This is a genomic window from Thermoleptolyngbya sichuanensis A183 (genome assembly GCF_013177315.1).
GTDB classification, from domain to species: Bacteria; Cyanobacteriota; Cyanobacteriia; order Elainellales; family Elainellaceae; genus Thermoleptolyngbya; species Thermoleptolyngbya sichuanensis.
In genome coordinates this window covers 3705858-3726811 of record NZ_CP053661.1, presented here as the reverse complement: position 1 = coordinate 3726811, position 20954 = coordinate 3705858, and the positions used below count along the sequence as shown (strand labels likewise).

Sequence of the window (20954 nt, the reverse complement as noted above, 5' to 3'; positions counted from 1 at the left end):
GGTCCTTGAGATTCGTCAAAGTCAGGCAGAACGGTTAGGCGTAAAGGCTTACAGCCGTCTCAGTGGTGGCCTAGAGAAAGCCAACCTACGCTCAAGTCTTTAGTTTGGACTAACTGGCATCACAATAATGCTCAACAGGATGCCATAAAGAATCTGCTCAACCGTTCATAACAGTTGAACTTAAGGAATTGGATACAATCCTGCTCGCAGTTAAGCTGCTGTTGCAACCGGACTGTTCAGGGATTGTTCGGATGTCTTGCGTTTCGAGGCTCGTTTTTTGACCATCGGATAGCAGGGACGAGGAGTTGGCTTGTGCCCCTTGCCTCGTCCTGGCGATTTACCACGAGGTTTAGGCGCAGGAGCAGGGGTGCCAATCGCTGCCAAAATGCCTGCAAACGCTTGTGCGACCCGACCCGGAGTCAACGTTTCTTGCGGTGCCTGCCAGGGCAAGGGGTGGTCAGTACAGTCCTTTCGCGCTAACCACAACTGCCAACTGAGCAACGGCATCAGGCTGCTCCACTGTTCGGTTGCCGATACAGAACTGAACTGGGGATGTGTCCAATATAGCCTCTGCTTGGCAAAGCGATACCAGTGTTCAATGGCAAAGCGACGGAGGTAGTGCAACCACAGGGTTTCTAACGGAGGCATCTGCTCACCCAGCCAAACTAACCACAAAGGAGCCAAGCGTCGCGTGCTGCTCTGTGTCTCCAGCACCTCCACGCGCAACACTTCCATTGCCCGTTTGGGGGATTTGCGGAAATGGTATGCACTCCAACGACTGACCCGCACTCGTCCCCAGTTGGGATCATCGACTTCAACGGTTTCGACCGGGACACTCCAAGTGTCAGGGTCATTGAGTTTCATCTTATGTCCATGCTTGGCAGGTGCGCCTCGCCCTCGATACGCTGGGGGCGCGCCATAGACACATCGATTGGATGTAACCCGCAGCAGCAAGTCTGCCTCAATCCCTGCCGTTTGGTTGACAAAACTGGCATTGCCGTACCCTCGGTCGTAGATCGCCAACGGACGCACCGCTAACTGCCGAGTCACTTGTTTGAGTTGGAATGCCGCTTTACTGGCGGGTGTTTCAAAGCTGGTGATGCGCTCATGCCGCAATGGTAATGCCCAACTGCCCCTGTCTTCAGCAATCCAGGCTAAGGTACTGTAGTTTTGTCCGGCTATCGGGGCATGTCCTGTTCTGCCTGATAAGGTGCGGTCTTTCAAACGCCTGGCAGCAGGACGGTTCCACCGACTCGCATCACTTGCCAACAACGGTTGCTGCTGAGTCGGTATCTGCTGCACCAACAGCTTCAGCACCTTTGATCGGGGTAGGCGGCTATCGCGCAACGCTTCATAGGTGCTCGACCACTGGCGACGAAAGACAGGACTCTGCGATAGCCTCACAAACGACACGATGCACGCACTCACTAACACGGCATCCATCAGATCAAACAGGGCATCTCTGGCGTTTCCCAAGCTGGCATACAACGTTTGGCGAAATTGCTGAAGTTCGTTGAAAATCATGGGGTCAATGTTGGTTGTACTTCATTGACCTTACGGCAGTCGGTGCTTCTCATTGACTGCCTTCCTCTTCACCATTAGTCCAAACTAAAGTCAAGTGCCAACGAATCGTTTCAAGATGCAGAGGATGACATCGTAGCCCTGACCGGGATGCGGGTCGGGCACTCGACCCAACAACGTCTGGTGGGGCGTCAGTCGTTCGAGTCTGCCGAGGCTAAACAAGGCGTCAGTGAGGTCAGCATTGATGGCGGCAAAGTCCGTCTGCGTGACCTGCTAGAGTCCGATAGCCCGTGGCGAGACTACAAAGCGGTGCGGGTGGAGGGGATTTATTACAACGCCTTCTTCCAAGACAATGACAGCTTGATTGATTATCTCAGCGCTCAACGCTTGCTCTCCCCACTGGTCTGTCTGGGCGATGGTCACGCTGGGGTGTGGAATCTGTTTGCTCAACTCACTACCGTTGAGACCCGTTGGGAAATCCTCGATTGGTACCATCTCAAAGAAAACCTCTACAAAGTCGGTGGGTCGCTCAAGCGCTTAGCAGCGGCGGAAATGCTGTTATGGCAAGGTCAAGTGGAAGCCGCCAGGGCCCTCTTTGCCGACTGTCGGCGCAAGCAAGCCCGCAATTTTGAAGCCTATCTGAGCACCCATCGCTCTCGCATCGTGAATTATGGGTTCTACCAGGCTGAGCAACTCTGTTCTATTGGATCAGGAGCCGTAGAATCGGCTGTCAAACAGATTGGGCGACGCCTCCAAATTTCGGGTGCTCGCTGGAATACGGCCTCCGTTAATGCCATGTTGAGTCTGCGCTGTGCCTACCTCAATGGACAGCTCGCCAGTTGACTGTTTCATCGAAAGTGGGATGCTCCTATGCGTGAGCGCTAGCGCAGTGCATCGAAAGCCTCAAAGGGAGTACGTTACGGCTGCACCCACCAGCATCCTAGGGCGTGTTTTAAAACCCTTTGATCCCCCCTAGCCCCCCTTAACAAGGGGGGAACCGAGCCGAGCCACCCCGGAAGTCCCCCTTTTTAAGGAGGAGGATCGACTCAGAGCAATCAATGGCCTAGAAAGTTTTAAAACAGTGCCTAGTCATTCAGCCACCCAATTACAGCTATGTTCTACAATGCAGCCATCTGATTACGGCTATTTGCTTGGAACGACGGAATTGAGGTAAGCTCTAAGCACAGTTAGCTTGGGCAGTGCCTTGGTAAGCAGACTGTGGCACGATATCTACACCATGTATTTCAACATCCGTTGCACCAGAAACATTGAGAGAGGCACAGCGAATTTTCTGAAGCAAGTGCTGACTGGAAAGCTTACCCGAAAGCATCACCACGGTTCCTCGCTGGCGCACCGTTAGATGTTGTAACTCTTCGTAGCTAAACTGCTGTTCCAATGCTTGCGTGACGCGATTTGCAAGTCCGTTATAGTCATACTGACCATCGATTCCAACCCGCTCTGGTGGAATCGTTTTGAAGAGAGAATGAGTCGTGTCTTTGGCAGATGTATGGGTGTTCATTCCGGTAGATTCAACGAATGACAAAGCTCCTGAAATCATAAATGCACATCCTTTTTATGATTTTCAGCTAGCGAACTGGGGGCTAGCTACGTTTCTGCTGAATCTTCTCGTTAGATTCACTTAATCTGAAATTATGTGAAGCCTAACATAAAGCTAAAGCAGGTGTAACTATTGAGAATCCGTCAATTAGTCAGCTTTCTACGTGCAAACACTTAGACTGGATTCAAAAAATACAAAGCACAGATTAAGCAGTCCGGAAAATACGGTTAGCCTTGAGGGGTGAAACCCCTTAGTTCCCTCAAATATAACAATCTAAGATGCCTGCTACATCAGGGTTTTAGCCGATTCAGCCAGCTTCCTGAAAAATTCATCGTTTATTGATCCGGAAACACACAGCTACTGGCCTAGCTAAATGAGTCTTTCTACTCATTTTTACTCAGTGGTTGAAACTTGCTTAGGATACCTGCCAGAGCCTGATTGTGCCGTCTCGTCCAGCGCTGGCGAGACGCTTCTTGGACAAAAATGCGACGCTCTCCACCGCAGCCGTGTGTCCTGTGAGAGTCGCTTGCAGCGCCCCTGTTTCTAGATTCCAGATTTTAACCGTAGTGTCGTGGCTGGCGGTAGACAGCAGGCGGGCGGATGGGTTGCAAGAGAGGGCCGTAATCGGCAATAGATGGCCAGTCAGGTTGTAGCGCAGCCCGCCCGCGTGCAGGTTCCGCAGCTTAAGCGACATATCCCAACTGCCGCTGAGGACGCTGCTGCTTTGCGCCGTAGCCGACTCTGGCGGTAAGGCGATCGCACTCACTTGGGCCCCGTGCCCCGACAGGGTTCGCAGCAGTTCTCGCGTGCCAGTATGCCAAATTTTTACCGCGCCCTCTGCGCCACCGCTGACCAGAATCGGCTGCTGCGGGTGGAGGGCGATCGCCTCTACTGCTGCTTTGTGGCTGCTGAAGGTGGCGATCGCCTCGCCGGTGTGGGGCAGCCATTGGCGAATCGTTTTGTCGCGGCTGGCACTGTAGAGGGTGCTATCGGGAGCAAAGGCGATCGCCGTCACTACGTCCGTATGGCCCGCCAGCGTCCGCGTTAGTGTGCCGGACTGCCAATCCCAGAGCTTGATGGTGCGGTCAAAGCCGCCGCTGGCCAGCGCATCGCCCAAGGGACTCACCGCCACCGTCGTCACGACCACCCCTGGCTCCTCAAACATCCACAGCGCCTCGCCGCGATCGCAGTCCCACACCACCAGCCGCCCGTCATTGCCGCCGCTAAACAGCAGATCTCGACCAGGGAGGGGGGCGATCGCATTTACCCCCGCCCCTGCCTCCAGCGTCCCCACACAGCGCCAGTGGCTTTCGGGTTCGGGTTTCAGGCTGACCCTGGTTCCCGGATTGCCGACCCCCGATTCCTGATTCCGAATGCCAAGCACGTCCATCACCGCAGCGGCCGAAGAAAAGCGATCGCCCAAGCTCGTGGCCAGCATTTTGTCCAAAACCTGTGCCAGGGTGTCGCTGACAGTACCCGCTACCGACCGCCAGTGCCACAGCCCCCGCACGCCGTCAAATAGCTCAAACGGACTCAGCCCTGTCAAAAGCTGAATGCAGGTTACGCCCAAGCTGTATAAATCGCTGGCGTAGGTTGCATGGCCCATCAGTTGCTCTGGTGCGGCATACTCGGCGCTGCCCATGAGGGTTCCCGGGCGGGCCAGGGCGGATTGGGTGAGGCGTTTGGCTGCGCCAAAATCGACCAAAACGAGGGATTTTGGATTTTGGATTTTGGATTTTGGATTTTGGATTTTGGAGGGTTGCAGCCAGCCCGTTAGCTCTGGTGCGTCTGTTAGCGCCCAACTGGTGACATCGAGTTCTGCCTGCTGCCCGCCGCTGGGGGGCTGCCCTTTGCGAATCAGGTTTGTGGGCTTGATGTCTCGATGGATAATCTGGTGGTCGTGGAGAAATTGCAGGAGGGGCAAGATCTCAGCCAGCAGGGCGCGAATTTGGGATTCGTCGAAGCTGCCGTCCTGGGTCATTTCCTGAAACAGGCTGCGCCCTTCGACAAATTCCTGCACCAGAAATTGGGCATCTTCTCGCTCAAAGTAGGCGTAGAGATCGGGAATTTGCGGATGGCTGCTGAGTTCGTCGAGTCGCGCGGTTTCTTGTCGAAATCGTTCTTCGCCGGTTTGGTTTTGAAAGCGCTTGATAATGCAGCGGTTGTCGGTAATTTGGTGGGTATCTAGCCCCAAAAAGGTGCGGCTCGATTCGCCATTGCCCAGGGGTTGATAGGCTCGATAGCGATCGCCCAGCAGCAGCCGCGCCCCGCAGGTCTGACAAAAGCGATGGCTCTGGGGATTGGCGGGCTTGGGACAGCGGGGGTTGAGGCAATACATGGGGGCAATACCGCTTTTGGATTTTAGTATTGACGATTTTGGATTGCCAATCTGCTAAGACTCTTTCTGCACTTTGCGCCCCCGGCTGCGCGACCGCAGTGGCAGTGAGAGAGAATGTCCTCGCAGGGCGATCGCCCGCTGCAAGTGTTCGGTCAGGGGCGCATCCTTGGCAAGCTGAAGCTGGCGGGCAGTCTGGGCGATCGCCCGAATCTCGCCACCGGATACGGCAAGCTGCTTGGCCAGCGCCTCCCAGTCGATGGGGCTGCTTTGCGGAAACAGTTCTGTTTGCTGCCAAAGCTGCCAGCGCTGGGCCGCGTCGGGCATGGCAAACGAGAGAACCGGACGGAGCTGGCGTTGCCAGGGCAGGGCGATCGCCTCGGCGTGGGGCAGGCTGAATAGGGTCAGCGTTCCATCTTCTTGCCGGAGAGAGAGCAGGCGGGAGATTTCCGAAGGGGCGATCGCCGCTGACCGTCGCAGCCAAAGCTGGGCCGATTTCACCAGCAGCAGCGGCGGACGGGTAGACTCGATGTCTTGCAGCAGCAGAGGAAAGTCGGCCGGGTTGACCTGGGACAGATCGACCATTGCCAAGGGCTGCCCCAGCGTGTGGGCGATCGCCTCGGCAGCAAGGGTTTTGCCGACCCCTGAGGGCCCAGCCAGGACAGCGACGGGCCCGCTGGCGGTCGGGGAGACGGCAGCGGCGCTGGCCAGATCACAGAGCGATCGCAGCCGCCCGATCAGCGATTCTGGCAATACCAGCGCATCCCACGGCACGTCCGTCCGGCGGAGGGTCAAAAACGACTCGACGGCGGCAGGTTGCAGCAGGCGGTCCAGCACCGCCGCCTGGGGCTGTTCGTCTAGCAAAAAGCTGACCAGGGGAGCCACCAGCCGCAGCGATTGGTTGAGCAGGGTGTCGGTGTTGCGCGGGTGTCGCTCCAGTAGTCCCAACTTTAGCAGGGGTGCGTCATCCAGCAGGCGCGATCGCCCGACCCGCCATTCCTGGTCATTGCGACACAGCAGTTGCAGCGCCAGGTTCACCGTGGGCAGGTCAGACACGGCAGACTCTTCACCCTGCAAAAAGCGATATAGACGGGCGTAGCGGCGGTTCACCTCTGGGGCGATCGCCAACAAAACCACCTGCTTTTCAAACAGCGAAAGCTGGAGGCGATCGCACAACATCGGCAGCCCCAGCAAAACGCCGCGGGCCTCCGTCGCCCGGATGCGTCCTTCAAGCTGCTGCTGATAGCCGAGTCGGGGTGTGGTTACCGCTGTCGTCACAGGCGGCTGGCGATATTCGTCGTAGCAAATCTTGCCGTCCAGCGAAATCACGCCCTGCCACCAGTGGCTCGTCACTCGGTCTGCCCGCGACTGGGCCACCCGGTCGATTTCTTTGGCTTCCTTTTTTTGTCGCGCCACCGCCACCATCAACATCCGCTCTAGCCAGCCTAGCTCGGTTTTCAGATAGCTCCAGTTGTCGGCAAATCCGGCGGATGCTCCCGTGGGTGGCTCTGGTAATGACTCGGTAAGGGGTTCTGCGGACATGAGAAGTTTAATGGGTTAGGGATAATGACTCCGCAAGGCTGATGCGAAGAGGGTGGGGGTTGGAACATCAGGCGGGGTGCATCAGGTTGTAAAAGCGAGCGGTGCTAATCCAACGGATGGATGATCCGCCAACAGGCTTTCCTCAAAATCTCTTGCAATCTCTATCTCCTTCTTAATCTCCTTCAAAAGGAGGATTTTGATCCACAGGCTCTTTTTCCTGAACCTTCATCTTGTTTTGAGATTGTTTTGAGATTGTTTTGAGAAAGCGCTAGCTCAAGACGGAATCCAGGGTTCCAAGTGGCTCCACCCCCAAAACACTAACCTGTAGTATTCCCACTCAGAAACTGTCGTCAACCTTGAGGAATAATGAAGCGCGATCGCCCGATTAGATGAACCGCCGTGATCTGGGAAACTCAGTATGTTGACGGTATGAATCCGTGAAATTAATGGTAAGAATAGAAGATACGAGTCTTGTTTCTGAAGGACTGCTCAGTGACCTCAAGTAAGCAGTTCTACAGCAACACTAGAGGACGATTCAGTGACCAGCAAATGGGGAGTTTCTACCAGCGGTTCAATTTGTTTTGTGTCGATATCCGGTCTGTGTTGATATCCGGGCTGCGTCTGGTCTGTGCCGGTCTCAGGTTGGTGCATGTTGTCACTTGCTTTGTGCTCTCCGCTGCCCAGCTTCAGGTTCTACTCTGTTCCCTGTTTCACATCAACTAATCCTTAAAGACATCCTATGTTTGAAGTTGGTGCCCTGGTGCTCTGGCTTTCTTTGTTTACGGTTCTACCCTGCCTGACTAGCCATCAAAAACCGAGTCCGCCTCGCTAGGTCGCTGGGCGATCGCCCGATTCCGATGCATAACACGACGCATAGCACATGCATAGCACATGCGTAGCACATGCATAGACGGTTGACGCAGCATCGCTTTGGGTCTGCTCCCCGCTAGACAGGCTGTGCGGGGGCGATGACTGACTGCACCTGCAACCTGTTGTCCACTTGTCGTCTACAAGTCGCTTACAAGTCGTTTACAAATTGTCGTCTACAAAATTGTCCTACCGTCAGGAAGCTTCTCCCGGATTCTTGGCGCATCCGGAGTTTTCAGCGCAGCATTATGTATTTCGGGTACTAAATGTTCACTAGACATTATTTTGGGATAGCGATTTGAGGCAGACCTAGAGCAAACCCTAGGGCATGTTTTAAAACCCTTCGATCCCCCCTAGCCCCCCTTAAAAAAGGGGGGAACCGAGCCGAACCACTCCGGAAGTCCCCCCTTAATAAGGGGGATTTAGGGGGATCGACTCAAGGCAATCAACGACCTAGAAAATTTTAGGACACTGCCTAGGGCAGCGCGGGGTTCTAGGGTGTGCTGTTTTGGGTGGCTGACTCGCCAGTTGCCAACCGCGCCTCTAGCCAAACTCTTCAGCCAGTTGTATTACGCCGTGCTACAATCGTAATCTAACTGTACAGAAGGGCGATCGCCCCTGAGTTTCTGATGAGACTCTTGGGCACATCTCCGTCTGCCGATCTGGGTGGAGGTCTCCCGCGATGGCGAGTTCACAGAGTTTTCGCAATATTCTGAATTACTACAGACGATACTGGGGCCTCTCGGTGTTTAGCATTACGGCCAGCAGCCTGTTTGAAGTGCTGGATCTGGCCGTCCCCTATGCCATTGGGCAACTGCTGAATGTGCTGTCGGGGCAGCCGCTGGACGGGCCGTTGCAGCGGTTTGTGGCGCAGGTTGGCACAATGGGCGATTGGGATGTGGGGCGATCGCTCTCGCTGGTGGTGCTGCTGGGCGTGATCTTTTTGGTGACGGTGGTTCGTGCGCCGATTCAGGCCTGGTTGGGGGTCTGGTTTCACTGGGACATCGCCCTGAGGTCGCGCCGCGATCACACAATTCGGGCGATCGCCAAAGTCCTTTCTTTGCCGCTGGAGTTCTATGACGAAAACAATCCGGGACGCATCTCTGGGCGAGTCGCGCGGGGGTTGGCAAACCATACCTGGACCTATCCCGAAATCGCGGGTCAGCTTATTCCCAAGATTGTTCGCGTGATTGGGATTTTTGGAGTCATCTTACTGATCGAGTGGCGCATCGCGATCCTGTTCCTGATTTCGTTTGTGCTGATTCTCGCCTTTCTGCTGCACAACCTGCGGCGGCTGATCAAAAAAGAGGAACGGCTCGATGAATACATGGAGAACACCGAAAGCCGCACTTCGGAAATCATCACTAACATCAAAACCGTGAAAGCCTTTGCGACGGAGGCAAACGAGCTAGAGCGGCAGCGACAGCGGATAGAACGCGAGTTTAAGGTGGTGGACTATCGGGTTCATAAGGGCTACGTCACCCTGTTTGCCTGGCAAAAGCTGGTGGTGGAGTCGTCGGTGTTTGTGGTGCTGGCGCTGACGCTGTGGGCGACGGTGCAGGGCAATATCTCGCTGGGTCATTTTGTGACGACGCTCACGGTGTCTAGCATGGCCTATGCAGAGTTGGAACCGATCTGCACCGTGGCGGAGGTGTTTGCCCGCCGCTATGCCTCGATGAACCGCTTTCACGAGTTCATGCAAACTCCGGACGGGCAAGATTCCCATAACTTACTCGATACGCCCGCAGCGGTGCGCCATTATCAATTCACAGGTAAGGTTCATTTTGAAAACCTGAGTTTTGGCTATGAGCGCGATCGCCCGGTGCTACAAAACATCAATCTGCTGATCGAGCCGCGTCAGACGGTGGCGCTGGTGGGTCGTTCTGGTTCTGGCAAATCGACCTTAGTGAAGCTGCTGTTTCGCTATTTCGAGCCGCACAGTGGGCGCGTGTTGATTGATGGTCAGGACGTGCGATCGCTCGACATCACGGGCTATCGCAAGCGGCTGGCGATCGTTCACCAGGAGGTGGATGTGTTCAACGGCACGCTGATGGACAATCTGACCTATGGCAACCCCCGCGTGACGCAGGAGGCGATCGCCGAAGCTTGCCACATTGCCCGCGTGGACGAATTCGTGAAAATCCTGCCCCAGGGCTATCTCACCGTCGTCGGCGAGCGGGGCGTGCGGCTCTCTGGCGGTCAGCGACAGCGCCTCGGCATTGCCCGCGCCCTGCTGATGAACCCAGACGTGCTGGTGTTTGACGAAGCCACCTCCAGCCTGGACTACGAATCCGAGCGATCGATCCAGTTGGCGATGCAAAACATTCTGGGCACGCGCACGACGATCATCATCGCCCACCGCCTGAGTACGGTGCGGGAAGCGGATCAGATCGTGGTGCTAGATCAGGGTCAAATTGTGGAAGTGGGCAGTCATACGGAACTCCTCGCCCACGGCGGCATCTATCACCGCCTCCACGCTTTGCAGGAAACGGGTGAGCTAATGGCGTAATTGACCTGAACTGATTCAGTCGAGTATTGAGCAGGAATACGACCCAGAGGGGCAGCGCGTGTTTAGCTCTGCCCTTTTTTTAGAGCTTCAAATTTTAGGGCTTCAAAGATTCCGCAAAAGTGCCCGTTTGAATTGAAGAAGGTAGTGTTCGCCCAGAATGTTTAACCCAGAACGTGGGGTGCTGCCTGATGCGGGCGATCGCCCGATTCTAACGTTTCATTTCACACCCGGTGGATGCAGGAACCTACTCCCAAAATCCTGCGTCTCCGGTAGCCCATACAAGAGGTTCGATATATGAAGAAAAAAGCCAAGGGCGGAGGACGGCAGCGCAACCAGTCTTCTTTCTGGGGCGATGAGCGGTCGTGGGATCAGAGCGACTTCTTACCCACCTGGCTCGATCCAGCAGAGGTGGGCACAGCATCTGCCGGCATTCCCTTCGAGTTTGAAGCCGGCCCCGTATTCTTTGAAGTGTTTAACGACGGCGTACCCGACGGCACCGACTCGGTAGTGTTCACATTGTCGGAGGGCGACGGCCTGGGCTTTGCCAAATCGACCTACGTGTTTCGGGAACCTGCTGCGGGCAACCAGCTCTTCAGCATCCGTCTGGCAGAAGGGGCCGCATCGCAGGAAGTGACGATTATTCTGCTGGATGCGGGAGTGGTGCCGGTGCGGTTGGGCCAACAGGGCGATCGCTACGGGGGGTCTGCTGGCGACGACGCAATCTTTGCAGGCAAGGGCGACGACACGATAGATGGCAAAAGCGGCAGCGACACCCTGCGAGGACAGGAGGGGAATGACACTCTGCGCGGTCGTGGCGGCAATGACTCGCTGTTTGGTGAAGAGGGCAAAGATAACTTGCTGGGGGGCGCAGGCAACGACACCCTCAACGGCGGCGCAGGGAACGACACCCTCAACGGCGGCCTGGGCAACGACATCATAGACGGTATGGCGGGGCGAGATTTGCTGATCGGCGGCGACGGCAAGGATATCTTGCTGGGGGGCGCGGGCAACGACACGATTTATGGCGGCCTGGCCGACGGCGCAACGGAAGTCAACTTTGGCAATGACCAGGAACTCAGCGGCGGCGACGGCAACGACCTGATTTTTGGCGGCGAGGATGCCGACCTGATCTTTGGCGGCGACGGCAAGGATACGCTGTTTGGCGGCGGCGGCAACGACGAGATCTTTGGCGGCAATGGCAACGACCGCTTGGAGGGACAAGAGGGCGATGATACCCTCAGCGGCGGCGACGGCGACGACACGCTGCTGGGCAACGCGGGCAACGACTCGCTGACCGGCGGGCTGGGCAACGACAGCCTCAGCGGCGGCGAGGGAAATGACGTGCTATCCGGCAACAGCGGCAACGACACGCTGGCGGGTGGCGCGGGCGCAGACACCTTCTTGTTTTTCAGCTTTAACGGCGTGGCGACGATTCAAGATTTCTCTCGTGCCGAAGGCGATACAATCCAAATTTCCAAATTTGGCACCGGGGCGATGCTAACGAGCCAGTTTGCCTATAGCAGCGCCACTGGAGCGCTGACGTTTAACGGAACGCTGGTGATGCAGCTTCAGCCGGGGTTGACCTTTTCACCCAGCATCGACTTGGTGCTGTTCTAGGCGACCCGGCCTAGTGTCCATCCTTTCAAAGTATCGCTATGGACGAAATTGCGGAGGCCCAGCGGACGCTGACCGGCAATCCAAAATCGCAAATCCAAAATCCAAAATCAAAAATCATAAGCTCGCCTGTGAAGCATTTGCTACATCCGAGAAGGCTAAATTCTGACAGAAAAGAAAAGAGCAGACGGAGCGCACCGCCTGCCCTTCAGGATCACTACTGGTCTTTGAAAATAGTGTATTGGGTTTTCTGTGAAATTACGGAAAAGTTCAAAGTGCTTAAGTAAATATTCTGAGAATTGTTCTGAGAGTTCCTGAGCTTGCTCCTTTTCCCGCGACGCTCTACGAACCCTTTACGATAGCTGAACTATGGCTGGATCGCTTTCCTGGAGGGCGATCGCCGAAATAGGTGATCATGCTCTGGGTTATACAAGCGCGATCGCACGGATGTTTCGGAGCTTTCCTCAGAACCCCTTGCCGCCAGGGCCGGACTAATCACGTATAGCGTCGTGCGGATCAGGTCTTTTTCCTGCGTGGTTGCCGCCATCTGGCTGAGCGGCGTAAGCCAGATCTGCTCATCGGGCCAGCCCAGCCGAAAGCAAATCGCCACGGGCGTATCGGCGGCATAGTGTTCCATCAGTTGGGCCTGGGCGGCTTCTACATGGCGAGCACTGAGGTAGAGGCACAGGCTGGCTTTGTGCGCTGCCAGAGAAGCCAGATTTTCGGCATCGGGAACCTGGGTGCGCCCGCTGATCCGCGTCAGGATAATGGTTTGCACCAGGCCGGGCAGCGTCAGCTCTACCTTTAGCCGCGCCGCCGCCGCCTGAAACGCGCTAATGCCCGGAATCACTTCAAAGGGAATGTCCGCGGCTGCCAGCAGGTGCATTTGTTCGTGGATGGCGCTGTAGAGGCTGGGGTCGCCGGAATGCAGCCGCACGACCGATTGGTGCGATCGCACTCGCGCCACCATCAGCGGCAGAATATCCTCCAGCGTTTTGTTGGCCGTCCGCACAATCTCCGCATCGGGGCGGACGCAGCCCAACACCTGCTGCGGCACCAGCGAATCGGCCACCAAAATCACGTCCGCTTGGGCTAGCAGACGATAGGCCTTCAGCGTCAGCAGTTCTGGATCGCCGGGCCCCGCGCCCACGATATACACGGCTGGCTCCAGCGGTTCCGCTGTTCCAACTGCAAGATTTGCCCCGAAATCAGTGACCTGAAGACCCGTCATTGGCGATCGCCCCAAACGTGATTAGAAAACTAGGACGGATGCAGTTGGACGATTTTCCGTGGTGGATAATTTCTCGTGGGCTGCAGCCGCGAGAAATCGTCCAAAATCCAGAAAACCGACCGCACGTGCGTCAGTCCTGAAAGCAAAGTGTAGCGAATATTTGCGAATATTTAGGGAATTCACAGCGTTTCCTGTTTGGGCGCGACCGAAACAAAATAGAGCGTCAGCCCCATACCCCACAGCACCATCACCGCAAGCATTGCCAGCATTTTGGTGGTTCGGGGAAAACGCCCCAGCAAGCCCCAGCCCACCAGCCAGCCAACGGGGATGCTGATGGGCCAGAGCCAGGTCATGAAAATCGCAATAGGCCAGATGGCATCATCGCTGATGCGGTTGATGATGCCTTTGCCGTACACCAGTTCTGCTACCAGCGCAAAAGCAGCGAATACTATTGCCCCTGGCAAGCCCATCCCAGGAATAAAGCCAAACACAGCCAGGGCGATCGCCACACCTGTCACTATTCCGAAAGCTTTCAGCGTCATACATTACGCCCGCGCATCGGTCATGGTTATAGCCCAGGGGCGATCGCGCTGTTTCTACGAACGCTGTGATATTGACCCAACAGGACAGGGAATGGGCGATCGCCACAGGGTAAGAATCAACAGTTAGCTTACTTGCTCTTCTTTTTCGGCTTCTTCTGTGCAGTTTCAGCACCAAACCCCTTAGAAGGAGACGCAGGCAGCTTCGACGTTTTCACCCTTAGCCGGTCGGCATCAACCTGATGCCGACGCTCATACACTTCCGTTGGCGAGAGCAAGCCTAAGTGGCGTTGCACATCTAGCCAGTCTCCACAAATCGCAAAGTCCACCCATTTTGCGGCATAGGCCTGCTCGATGATGGGCGCAGACTCCTTGGCTTCTAAATCCAACAGGCTATTGACCAAAACCCCGTTCATTTCTGGGTTGTTGCTGGAATACCGCTCAAGCGGCGCTTCCAGAGCCGCCACACACGCTGCCCTCAGTTCCGGGTGGGTTTGACCCAGTTTGACCAAGATGCTAGCCGCTGTCCACCGGCAGTAGAGAGGATTCTTTGGATTTTCTAAAAAATCACGAGTTGGAGAGAGTGCTGCTGGACCAATCAGCGAAAAGACTTCGGGCATTTCTTCATTAAACCAGTCATTCCCCTCCATATCGCTGAAAACCGAGAGCAGCGGCTCAATAGCATCTTCGGCTTTGAGTTGTCCCAGCGCCCGCCATGCATGAACAGGTGCCCAACTCTCTGGTTTATCCGACTCAGCCCAATTTAACTCTTGGTCGATTGCCATTCGAGTCAATTCAGGAATATCCGCCTTCGTGAACCCATACTCTTGGGGGTAGTCTATCCATTTGTGATGTAATCGCAGGCGTTTTTCCCCAAGCTGAAGCAGTACATTGACGGGTGGAGAATAAGTTTCAGAAGTCATAACAGTTGGTGAAAAATAGTTGGTGAAAACAGGTTATAGATGTTGTAAATGATAAGTGCGGTATCGCATATTACTGCCTAAACACCCTCAGCAACGGGGATACGCCCCTGTCGCGCTGCCGCCACTAGCAGATCATAGTCTCGTTCCGTCTGGTCTGCATAGGCGTTGGCAAAAGGAACCAGCGCGTCATCCAGGGCGGCGCTCTTGCCCACGTAGCCCGCCAGCATCGCCACGTCGCCAGATTTGGCATGGGCCAGGGCCAGCGCCCAGCCGCACAGCACGCCGTAGTTGGGCAGGGCCGAGGGGGCAAACTTACCGGGTTCGATTTTGAGGGAACCTTTCATGTCGCGCAGTTGGCGGAGATAGTAATGAACGCCATCCAGCGTTCCCCATCCCAGAAAAATGTCTGGGGCACCCTGGATCAATCGCTGCCCAATCACAACGCGGTGTCCCTGATGATGATCTGGCAGGCGATGCCGACAGAGCGGGTCTTGATTCACTGGGTCTACGTAGGGTGCTAGAACCGAGGGCTGGGCCTCTTTGATTTGCAGAAACAGGGGATCATTGTCGCCTGTGCCTTCCAGATAAATGACTGAACATCGAGTCCCAACGCTGCCAACTCCCACCACCTTGCGGGCCCCGTCCACAATTCGATATCGAGACAGCAAGAAACGGCGATCGCCACTCAGGGAGGTCAGATAGTCCTGCATGAGGAGCGCGATCGCGTCTACGGGCGATCGCCCGCTGCTGGTCGTTTCCAAGCGCACGATCAAAGGCGGCGACTCCACAATATGGCGCTGGTCATCAATCAAGTCTGTTATCTTATCTAGTGTCTGCAAGTTAGTTCTTTCACGCGCCATAGTCAACAGGCGATCGGTTTTTTGGCGTAGCTCATCAGGCAACTTCTGAAGTAGCTCATCTTCAGAAATCGTTTCGTACCACAGTTCCAGATGCCCCATTTCGGCATAAATCTGCAAATTTTGCCGATAGGACTGCACGACTGCCCGCACTGCTTCTTCACACAGCGTTGAACTGGCTCCCAGCGTCCTTCCCGCCACCACAAAGCTGGCTACCAGCCGCTTCAAATCCCATTCCCAAGCCCCCGGATACGTTTCATCAAAATCGTTAATGCCAAAGATCAAGTTGCGTTCTGCCGAGGCAAATACGCCAAAGTTAGACAGGTGCATATCCCCGCAGGCTTGAACCATCAAGCCCGTTGTTGGCGCTGGGGCAATATCTCGAATCATGATTGCCGCCGCTCCTCGCAAAAACGCAAAGGGAGAAGCCAGCATTCGCCCGTAGCGAATCGGCACCAGGTCAGATAAGCGAGTTTTCGCCTGGGCTTCCAGAATTGCGATCGGGTCTTCACGTAGGTCGGCGGGGCTATAACTGCCGTGATCCGAACGCTTGAGGACTTGACGCAGAGCTTTGCCCTCCGCCCGACGTTCTGCCACAGAGCGACTTTCAGTGGAGAACAGCAGCGCTGCTGGATCGACCGAAAGATTTGCAGAGGATGAAAACGGCATTTTCCTTTTTGCCTATAAAAAGTCTTTACTCAAAAAGCGTCGGATTGACCTGACCGCCAGTCTGTCCACCCCAATAATTTATGAGAGCAGCCTATTAGAACCGCCTATTAGAGCAGCCCATTAGAACAGCCTATCAAAACGGAATCAGCCCCAAAAAGCGCTCCATCAGCTTGCGTCGCCAGATAAAGCGCAGCAGCAGCGCCCACACAATAGCAGCCAGCCCAATGCCGATATACTCCTGTGGTTCCAGAGGAGCTAATTCAAAAAAGCGTTGCAGCGGCGGGATTGTAATAATCGCAATGTAAATTAACAGCACTAACCCTGCCAGAATCGTATAGCGCCAGTCTCGACTCAGCGGCTCTCCGCCCGCCCAACTCGGCGTTGGCGGCTTTAGGAAAGGCAGCAACAGCAGCCCGCCCAGGACCTGCATTGTCACCATTGCGGATTCTGCAATTTGCTGAGCTTGGCTGATTTGTGCGCGATTGATTTGCTGTGCCAACTCTTCTAGCGAAATTGCGCCGCTCAACCAGTCCATCAATGGGCCGACGTTTTCTGCCAAAAAGTAGAGATAGACCAAAATACTCGCCAAAGAGAGGGTGAGCGCGGCAGGCACGACAAAATGACGGAAGGATTCCCACAGCGACACTTTGGGTCGGGTGGGGCGGGCCCAGAGCGTTACAAAAAAGGGCGGCAGGCCCACTGTCAGGAACGTGACAATTGTGCTGGCCTTGATGCTGAAGGGAAACGACAGCGTAATCATGCCGATGGCCACGATCGCCAAGATAAACGAAAAGATCCGAACCATAAACAGCTTGCTGATGTCCACCACTCCGTTGCGGATGCGCCGCCCTTCCGTGAAGATTTTGGGCAAAGCGCTGAAGGTGTCGTTGAGCAGCACAATATCGGCGACGCTGCGGGTGGCCTGGCTGCCGCTTTCCATTGCAACGCCGACGTTGGATTGCTTAAGCGACAGCACATCATTCACCCCATCACCCATCATGGCGACATAGTGCCCGCGAGACTGGAGGCTCTGCACCAGACGCGCCTTTTGCTCTGGGGTAATGCGCCCAAAAATCGTGCTTTCTTCGGCGGTTTGAGTGAATGCTGCATCGTCCATTTCTGCCAGATCCTGACCAGATACGGCGATGATGTCCTCGCTCAAGCCTGCCTGTTTGGCTAGGGCTGCCACCGTGACCGGGTTATCCCCTGAAATGACCTTGACCTGGATGCCTGCCTGACGAAACTCTGCCAGGGTTTTCTCGGCATCTGATCGCAGTTCATCCCCGAAGAATAGCAGCGCCATCGGTTTGAGGTCTGGCGGCAAGACGGGAGTATCTGACGCATCTGACCAGTCGGGAAGCGTGGAACTGTGGGCAAAGAGCAGCACCCGCAATCCCTGGTCTGCGCCTTCTTGAATGCGCGTGAGCAGATCTTCCGACAGAGACATCGCCAGTGCCAGCACCTCTGGCGCACCTAGAACGTATACACCAGGCTGATCTGCGAAGGCGATCGCACTCCATTTATAGACCGAAGAAAACGGGATTTCTTGTTTGACAGAACGCGGCGATCGGGGCAGAAACGCGGCGATCGCATCATTCGTTTTATTACTCGCAGTGGCGCTCGCGGCATATTCTCCCAGGCGTTCTTCTAATGCAGCGCGATCGGTGTCAATGGGTTCGAGCGATCGCAGGTTAATTCGATTCGCCGTTAGAGTCCCTGTCTTGTCCAAACACATGACATCTACGTTACTCAGAGACTCTACGGCGTTGGACTGCTGTACGAGCGCACTCTGTTCCGCAATGCGGACTGCGCCCAGCGCGTAGGCCAGGGTAATCATGAAGTATAAGCCAATCGGCACCAGCCCCACCAGCACCGCCAAGTTTTGTACGCCCGCTGTAATGGAAGTAACGCCCAGCAGCATTCGCAGGAACGTTACCAATCCCAGCACGATCGCCACACCCAGCAACAGGCGAATAATCAGATTAATTCGGCGTTGCAGCGGGGTGAGGACTTTCCGAAATCGACGTGCCTCTGCGGTCATCTTGCTCGACAGGCTGGCGGCTCCCACCTTTTCGGCTTCGTAGTAAGAAGACCCGCTGACGCAAAAGCTGCCAGAATACACTGGGTCGCCGGGCCGCTTGAGGATGTGATCCGATTCGCCCGTCAGCAGGGATTCGTCTACTTTAATGTCGCCTTTAATGTCGCCGTCGCCCACCATCACGCCATCCACCACCACCTGGTCGCCCGGCCCAATTGCCAGAATATCGCCCACCACAATCTCTGCTAGGTCAATCTCCTGCGATCGCCCGTCTCGAATCACCGTTGCCGAAGGGCGCGTCAGCAGCGCAATCTTGTCTAGCTTTTGCTTGGCGCGAATTTCTTGAACAATGTTGATAACAACGTTAAGCAACACCACAAAGGCAATCACCACCACATCGCTAGCCCGCCCCAGGGCAATTAGCACCAGGCTCAGGAACAGATACACGCTGTTAATAAAAGTGAACAAGTTATCACGCAAGATATCCCAATAGGTGCGGCTAGTTTGCACTGGAATATCGTTTCCCTGCCCAGCAGCGCAACGGGCAAGAACCTCGGATTGGCTGAGACCCTGGAGGGCAGAAGGTGTCGAAGACATAGGCTTAGCTGAGATTTTGGATTTTAGATTTTGGGTTTGGAGGTGCGTTGAGGTAGGTAGATATCGAGGTAGGTAGATATCATTAATTTGAAAATATTAACCCCAAGGGTGATGCTGAGGGCGTTTTGAACATAACGTTCTAAATTTCTAAAGAGCGGCTGCGGCGACTGCCGAATAAATGGGCATAGACATAGGTAAACTCGCAGCCAAAGAAGAAAATCTGAACGGTCAAGAAAATCCACAGCATCAGGATCATCACGCTACCGATCACGCCGTAGGAGAGAAACCGCCCGCCAATTGAGATGACGCTATTGCCTACAAGCTGCTGTAATGCAAAGAGTGCAACGGCAGTTAGCAGCGCTCCCAGCCAGACATCTCGCCATTGGATGCCTACGCTGGGTAGGATTTTGAATAAAATACAAATGGCGATTGCCAATATTAAAAACGACACTCCTGTTTGCAAACCTCGATCCAGCGAGATATCGTCAAACTGAGTGACTTCAAAGTTTCCCTGGAGCATATTGACCAGATTCAAAAAAATCCGAATCACAATGTTGGACACTAGCAAAACCAGCAGCAGCAGTGCCGTTCCCAGCACCATTAAAAATGCAAATAGTCGATTTTTAATAAAAAATAGCACTGAATCCACTAGACCCTGCCCGCTGGAGCCTGGATCGGCCGATCGCCAGATGTAGTTTACCGAATAGCGCAACACCCCAAACACGCTGCTCGACGCAAAAAGCAAGATCCCAAAGCCCACCAGTCCCGCGCCGACGCTGTTCTCATTCATTGTGACGATGGTTCCCTTAACCAGCTCGTGCGCTTCGGGCGGCAGAGCCCGCGCCAACCCTGTGGCGATCGCCCGAAACGCCTCTGTATCTGGCCCGATTAAGGAACTAATGATACTCAGCATCACCAGCAGCAGGGGAAACATAGCAAACAGCGCGTGATAGGACAAAGCCGCCGCCATCCCTGGACAATTGTCCTGACTCCAGCGCAGACCCGATTGAATAAACAATTGAACTAACCTCGACGGTAGGATGGTTGATCGAACGTATTCAATGAATCGCATAGGACTGCTTAGATCTGGACTCTCTGGCTAGATAGTGATCTCGCTTATTGCCACAGTGCTGTGGCGCGAATTGGTCTTGAGCAGACTACTTGAGCAGATTACTTCGAGCAAACTACTTTGAGCAGATTACTTCGAGCAAACTACTTTGAGCAGACTAGATATGAGACAAGCTGATAACAATTCATATAACTTAGGGGATTTTAGACCTCTATTCACAGGATTTGCAATTTTGCCGCTCTCCCCTGCTTGACTGACAAAACTAAGAAGCTGGAATACGGCTGAGGACAGTGAATTCACGCTTTAGGGAGTCATCGTGTTGTCGCCTTGATGCGATGGCAGGTTGAGGGTCAGGTGAACAGGAGAGGAACTGATAAACGTGAATCTTCCACTGGTGAGTGATAGCCAGCCGAATCCAATTCCAGCCCAGCTTGAGATAACTCATGCCGCGCTTCCAGTGAGCATCGACTTGGCGACGCTTGCCGGATGCGACCACTTGCACCCCTTGGAGAACTAAGAACAGCATCGTCAAGGCGATTACCCCACACAACTGGGAAAGGGCAACCTTGTCTCTGAGTCTGGAGGCTTCGAGATTAAACCCGTTGGACTTCAAATCCAAAAACGACTCCTCCACCTGAAATCTCAGTCGATATTGGGCAAACGTCTGCAAGTTCGTCGGCTCATCACTCACAATTGTCCAATTCTCGCTGCTGAGTTTGTCGTGGGCAAAGGCAAGGTAAACATTGTCGTAGGGCTTTGTTCTACCCACCGACACTGCAGGCGTAAAGTAAGCTTGTCCTGGTTGCAATTGAACCGACGATACCTGGCGCCACTGCCCTTGGTGCTGAAATTGGAAGGAGCGTTTGATGCGGATGCGGAAATGCCAACCCAGATTCTCCCGGAGGTATTTCATCAACTTGCCATCGGCAAACCCTCGGTCTGCCAAAAGGACAATCGCGACACCCTCGGGCATCAGCCGTTGCGCTTGCCGCAGTACCCGTTGAATCGTCCACAACCTGACGGTGCTGCTTGATTGCGCCACCACTTTCCAGATGAACGTTTTGGCTTCCAATCATGCCAATGAT

Annotated in this window: 13 protein-coding genes and 1 pseudogene; 3 read left to right on the top strand and 11 right to left on the bottom strand. The window is 54.9% G+C overall.

Annotation, left to right across the window (positions count from 1 at the left end; genetic code table 11):
• Positions 1-210 precede the first annotated feature (210 nt).
• Positions 211-1524 (bottom strand): NF041680 family putative transposase, encoded by a 1314-nt coding sequence (locus HPC62_RS15465; protein WP_172357114.1) that lies wholly within the window; start codon positions 1522-1524, stop codon positions 211-213.
• Between the two features lie 84 nt (positions 1525-1608).
• Between HPC62_RS15465 and HPC62_RS15460 the strand changes: the two are divergent.
• Positions 1609-2364: pseudogene (locus HPC62_RS15460) on the top strand (ISKra4 family transposase); the annotation flags it as partial.
• A 334-nt stretch (positions 2365-2698) separates the two neighbouring features.
• Here the strand turns inward: HPC62_RS15460 and HPC62_RS15455 are convergent.
• From HPC62_RS15455 to HPC62_RS15445, 3 genes are all read right to left on the bottom strand, one after another.
• Complete coding sequence (locus tag HPC62_RS15455; protein WP_172357112.1) at positions 2699-3079, bottom strand: phospholipid-binding protein; 381 nt, start codon at positions 3077-3079, stop codon at positions 2699-2701.
• A gap of 415 nt (positions 3080-3494) precedes the next feature.
• Positions 3495-5417 (bottom strand): serine/threonine-protein kinase, encoded by a 1923-nt coding sequence (locus HPC62_RS15450; RefSeq protein WP_172357110.1) that lies wholly within the window; start codon positions 5415-5417, stop codon positions 3495-3497.
• 54 nt (positions 5418-5471) lie between these two features.
• Complete coding sequence (locus HPC62_RS15445) at positions 5472-6956, bottom strand: AAA family ATPase (protein WP_172357108.1); 1485 nt, start codon at positions 6954-6956, stop codon at positions 5472-5474.
• Positions 6957-8505: 1549 nt separating this feature from the next.
• Between HPC62_RS15445 and HPC62_RS15440 the strand changes: the two genes are divergently transcribed.
• Both HPC62_RS15440 and HPC62_RS15435 read left to right on the top strand, forming a co-directional pair.
• On the top strand, positions 8506-10332 hold the full coding sequence (locus HPC62_RS15440; RefSeq protein WP_172357106.1) for an ABC transporter ATP-binding protein: 1827 nt from the start codon (positions 8506-8508) through the stop codon (positions 10330-10332).
• A gap of 294 nt (positions 10333-10626) precedes the next feature.
• A complete protein-coding gene (locus HPC62_RS15435) occupies positions 10627-11949 on the top strand; it encodes a calcium-binding protein (RefSeq protein WP_172357104.1) in 1323 nt (440 codons plus the stop codon).
• A 364-nt stretch (positions 11950-12313) separates the two neighbouring features.
• Here the strand turns inward: HPC62_RS15435 and cobM are convergent, their stop codons facing one another.
• From cobM to HPC62_RS15400, 7 genes are all read right to left on the bottom strand, one after another.
• A complete protein-coding gene (gene cobM / locus HPC62_RS15430; RefSeq protein WP_172357102.1) occupies positions 12314-13177 on the bottom strand; it encodes a precorrin-4 C(11)-methyltransferase in 864 nt (287 codons plus the stop codon).
• 179 nt (positions 13178-13356) lie between these two features.
• Positions 13357-13719: a hypothetical protein gene (locus tag HPC62_RS15425; RefSeq protein WP_172357100.1), complete on the bottom strand. Its 363-nt coding sequence runs from the start codon at positions 13717-13719 to the stop codon at positions 13357-13359.
• A gap of 128 nt (positions 13720-13847) precedes the next feature.
• Positions 13848-14639, bottom strand: a complete 792-nt coding sequence (locus HPC62_RS15420; protein ID WP_172357098.1) for a PBS lyase — start codon at positions 14637-14639, stop codon at positions 13848-13850.
• Between the two features lie 77 nt (positions 14640-14716).
• Positions 14717-16165 carry a DUF2252 domain-containing protein gene (locus HPC62_RS15415; protein ID WP_172357096.1) on the bottom strand — a complete coding sequence of 483 codons (1449 nt, stop codon included), beginning with the start codon at positions 16163-16165 and terminating at the stop codon, positions 14717-14719.
• 133 nt (positions 16166-16298) lie between these two features.
• Entirely contained in the window at positions 16299-18800 is a 2502-nt protein-coding gene (locus HPC62_RS15410) for an HAD-IC family P-type ATPase (RefSeq protein WP_172357094.1), read from the bottom strand.
• A 139-nt stretch (positions 18801-18939) separates the two neighbouring features.
• Positions 18940-19818 carry a YihY/virulence factor BrkB family protein gene (locus tag HPC62_RS15405; RefSeq protein WP_228721631.1) on the bottom strand — a complete coding sequence of 293 codons (879 nt, stop codon included), beginning with the start codon at positions 19816-19818 and terminating at the stop codon, positions 18940-18942.
• 313 nt (positions 19819-20131) lie between these two features.
• Positions 20132-20914 (bottom strand): transposase, encoded by a 783-nt coding sequence (locus HPC62_RS15400; protein WP_216655268.1) that lies wholly within the window; start codon positions 20912-20914, stop codon positions 20132-20134.
• Positions 20915-20954: the final 40 nt, after the last annotated feature.

Excerpts from the sequence above, each read along its gene's own strand:
- HPC62_RS15465 (WP_172357114.1), bottom strand. The coding sequence starts at position 1,524 with ATGATTTTCAACGAACTTCAGCAATTTCGCCAAACGTTGTATGCCAGC.
- HPC62_RS15455 (WP_172357112.1), bottom strand. The coding sequence starts at position 3,079 with ATGATTTCAGGAGCTTTGTCATTCGTTGAATCTACCGGAATGAACACC.
- HPC62_RS15450 (WP_172357110.1), bottom strand. The coding sequence starts at position 5,417 with ATGTATTGCCTCAACCCCCGCTGTCCCAAGCCCGCCAATCCCCAGAGC.
- HPC62_RS15445 (WP_172357108.1), bottom strand. The coding sequence starts at position 6,956 with ATGTCCGCAGAACCCCTTACCGAGTCATTACCAGAGCCACCCACGGGA.
- HPC62_RS15440 (WP_172357106.1), top strand. The coding sequence starts at position 8,506 with ATGGCGAGTTCACAGAGTTTTCGCAATATTCTGAATTACTACAGACGA.
- HPC62_RS15435 (WP_172357104.1), top strand. The coding sequence starts at position 10,627 with ATGAAGAAAAAAGCCAAGGGCGGAGGACGGCAGCGCAACCAGTCTTCT.
- cobM (WP_172357102.1), bottom strand. The coding sequence starts at position 13,177 with ATGACGGGTCTTCAGGTCACTGATTTCGGGGCAAATCTTGCAGTTGGA.
- HPC62_RS15425 (WP_172357100.1), bottom strand. The coding sequence starts at position 13,719 with ATGACGCTGAAAGCTTTCGGAATAGTGACAGGTGTGGCGATCGCCCTG.
- HPC62_RS15420 (WP_172357098.1), bottom strand. The coding sequence starts at position 14,639 with ATGACTTCTGAAACTTATTCTCCACCCGTCAATGTACTGCTTCAGCTT.
- HPC62_RS15415 (WP_172357096.1), bottom strand. The coding sequence starts at position 16,165 with ATGCCGTTTTCATCCTCTGCAAATCTTTCGGTCGATCCAGCAGCGCTG.
- HPC62_RS15410 (WP_172357094.1), bottom strand. The coding sequence starts at position 18,800 with ATGTCTTCGACACCTTCTGCCCTCCAGGGTCTCAGCCAATCCGAGGTT.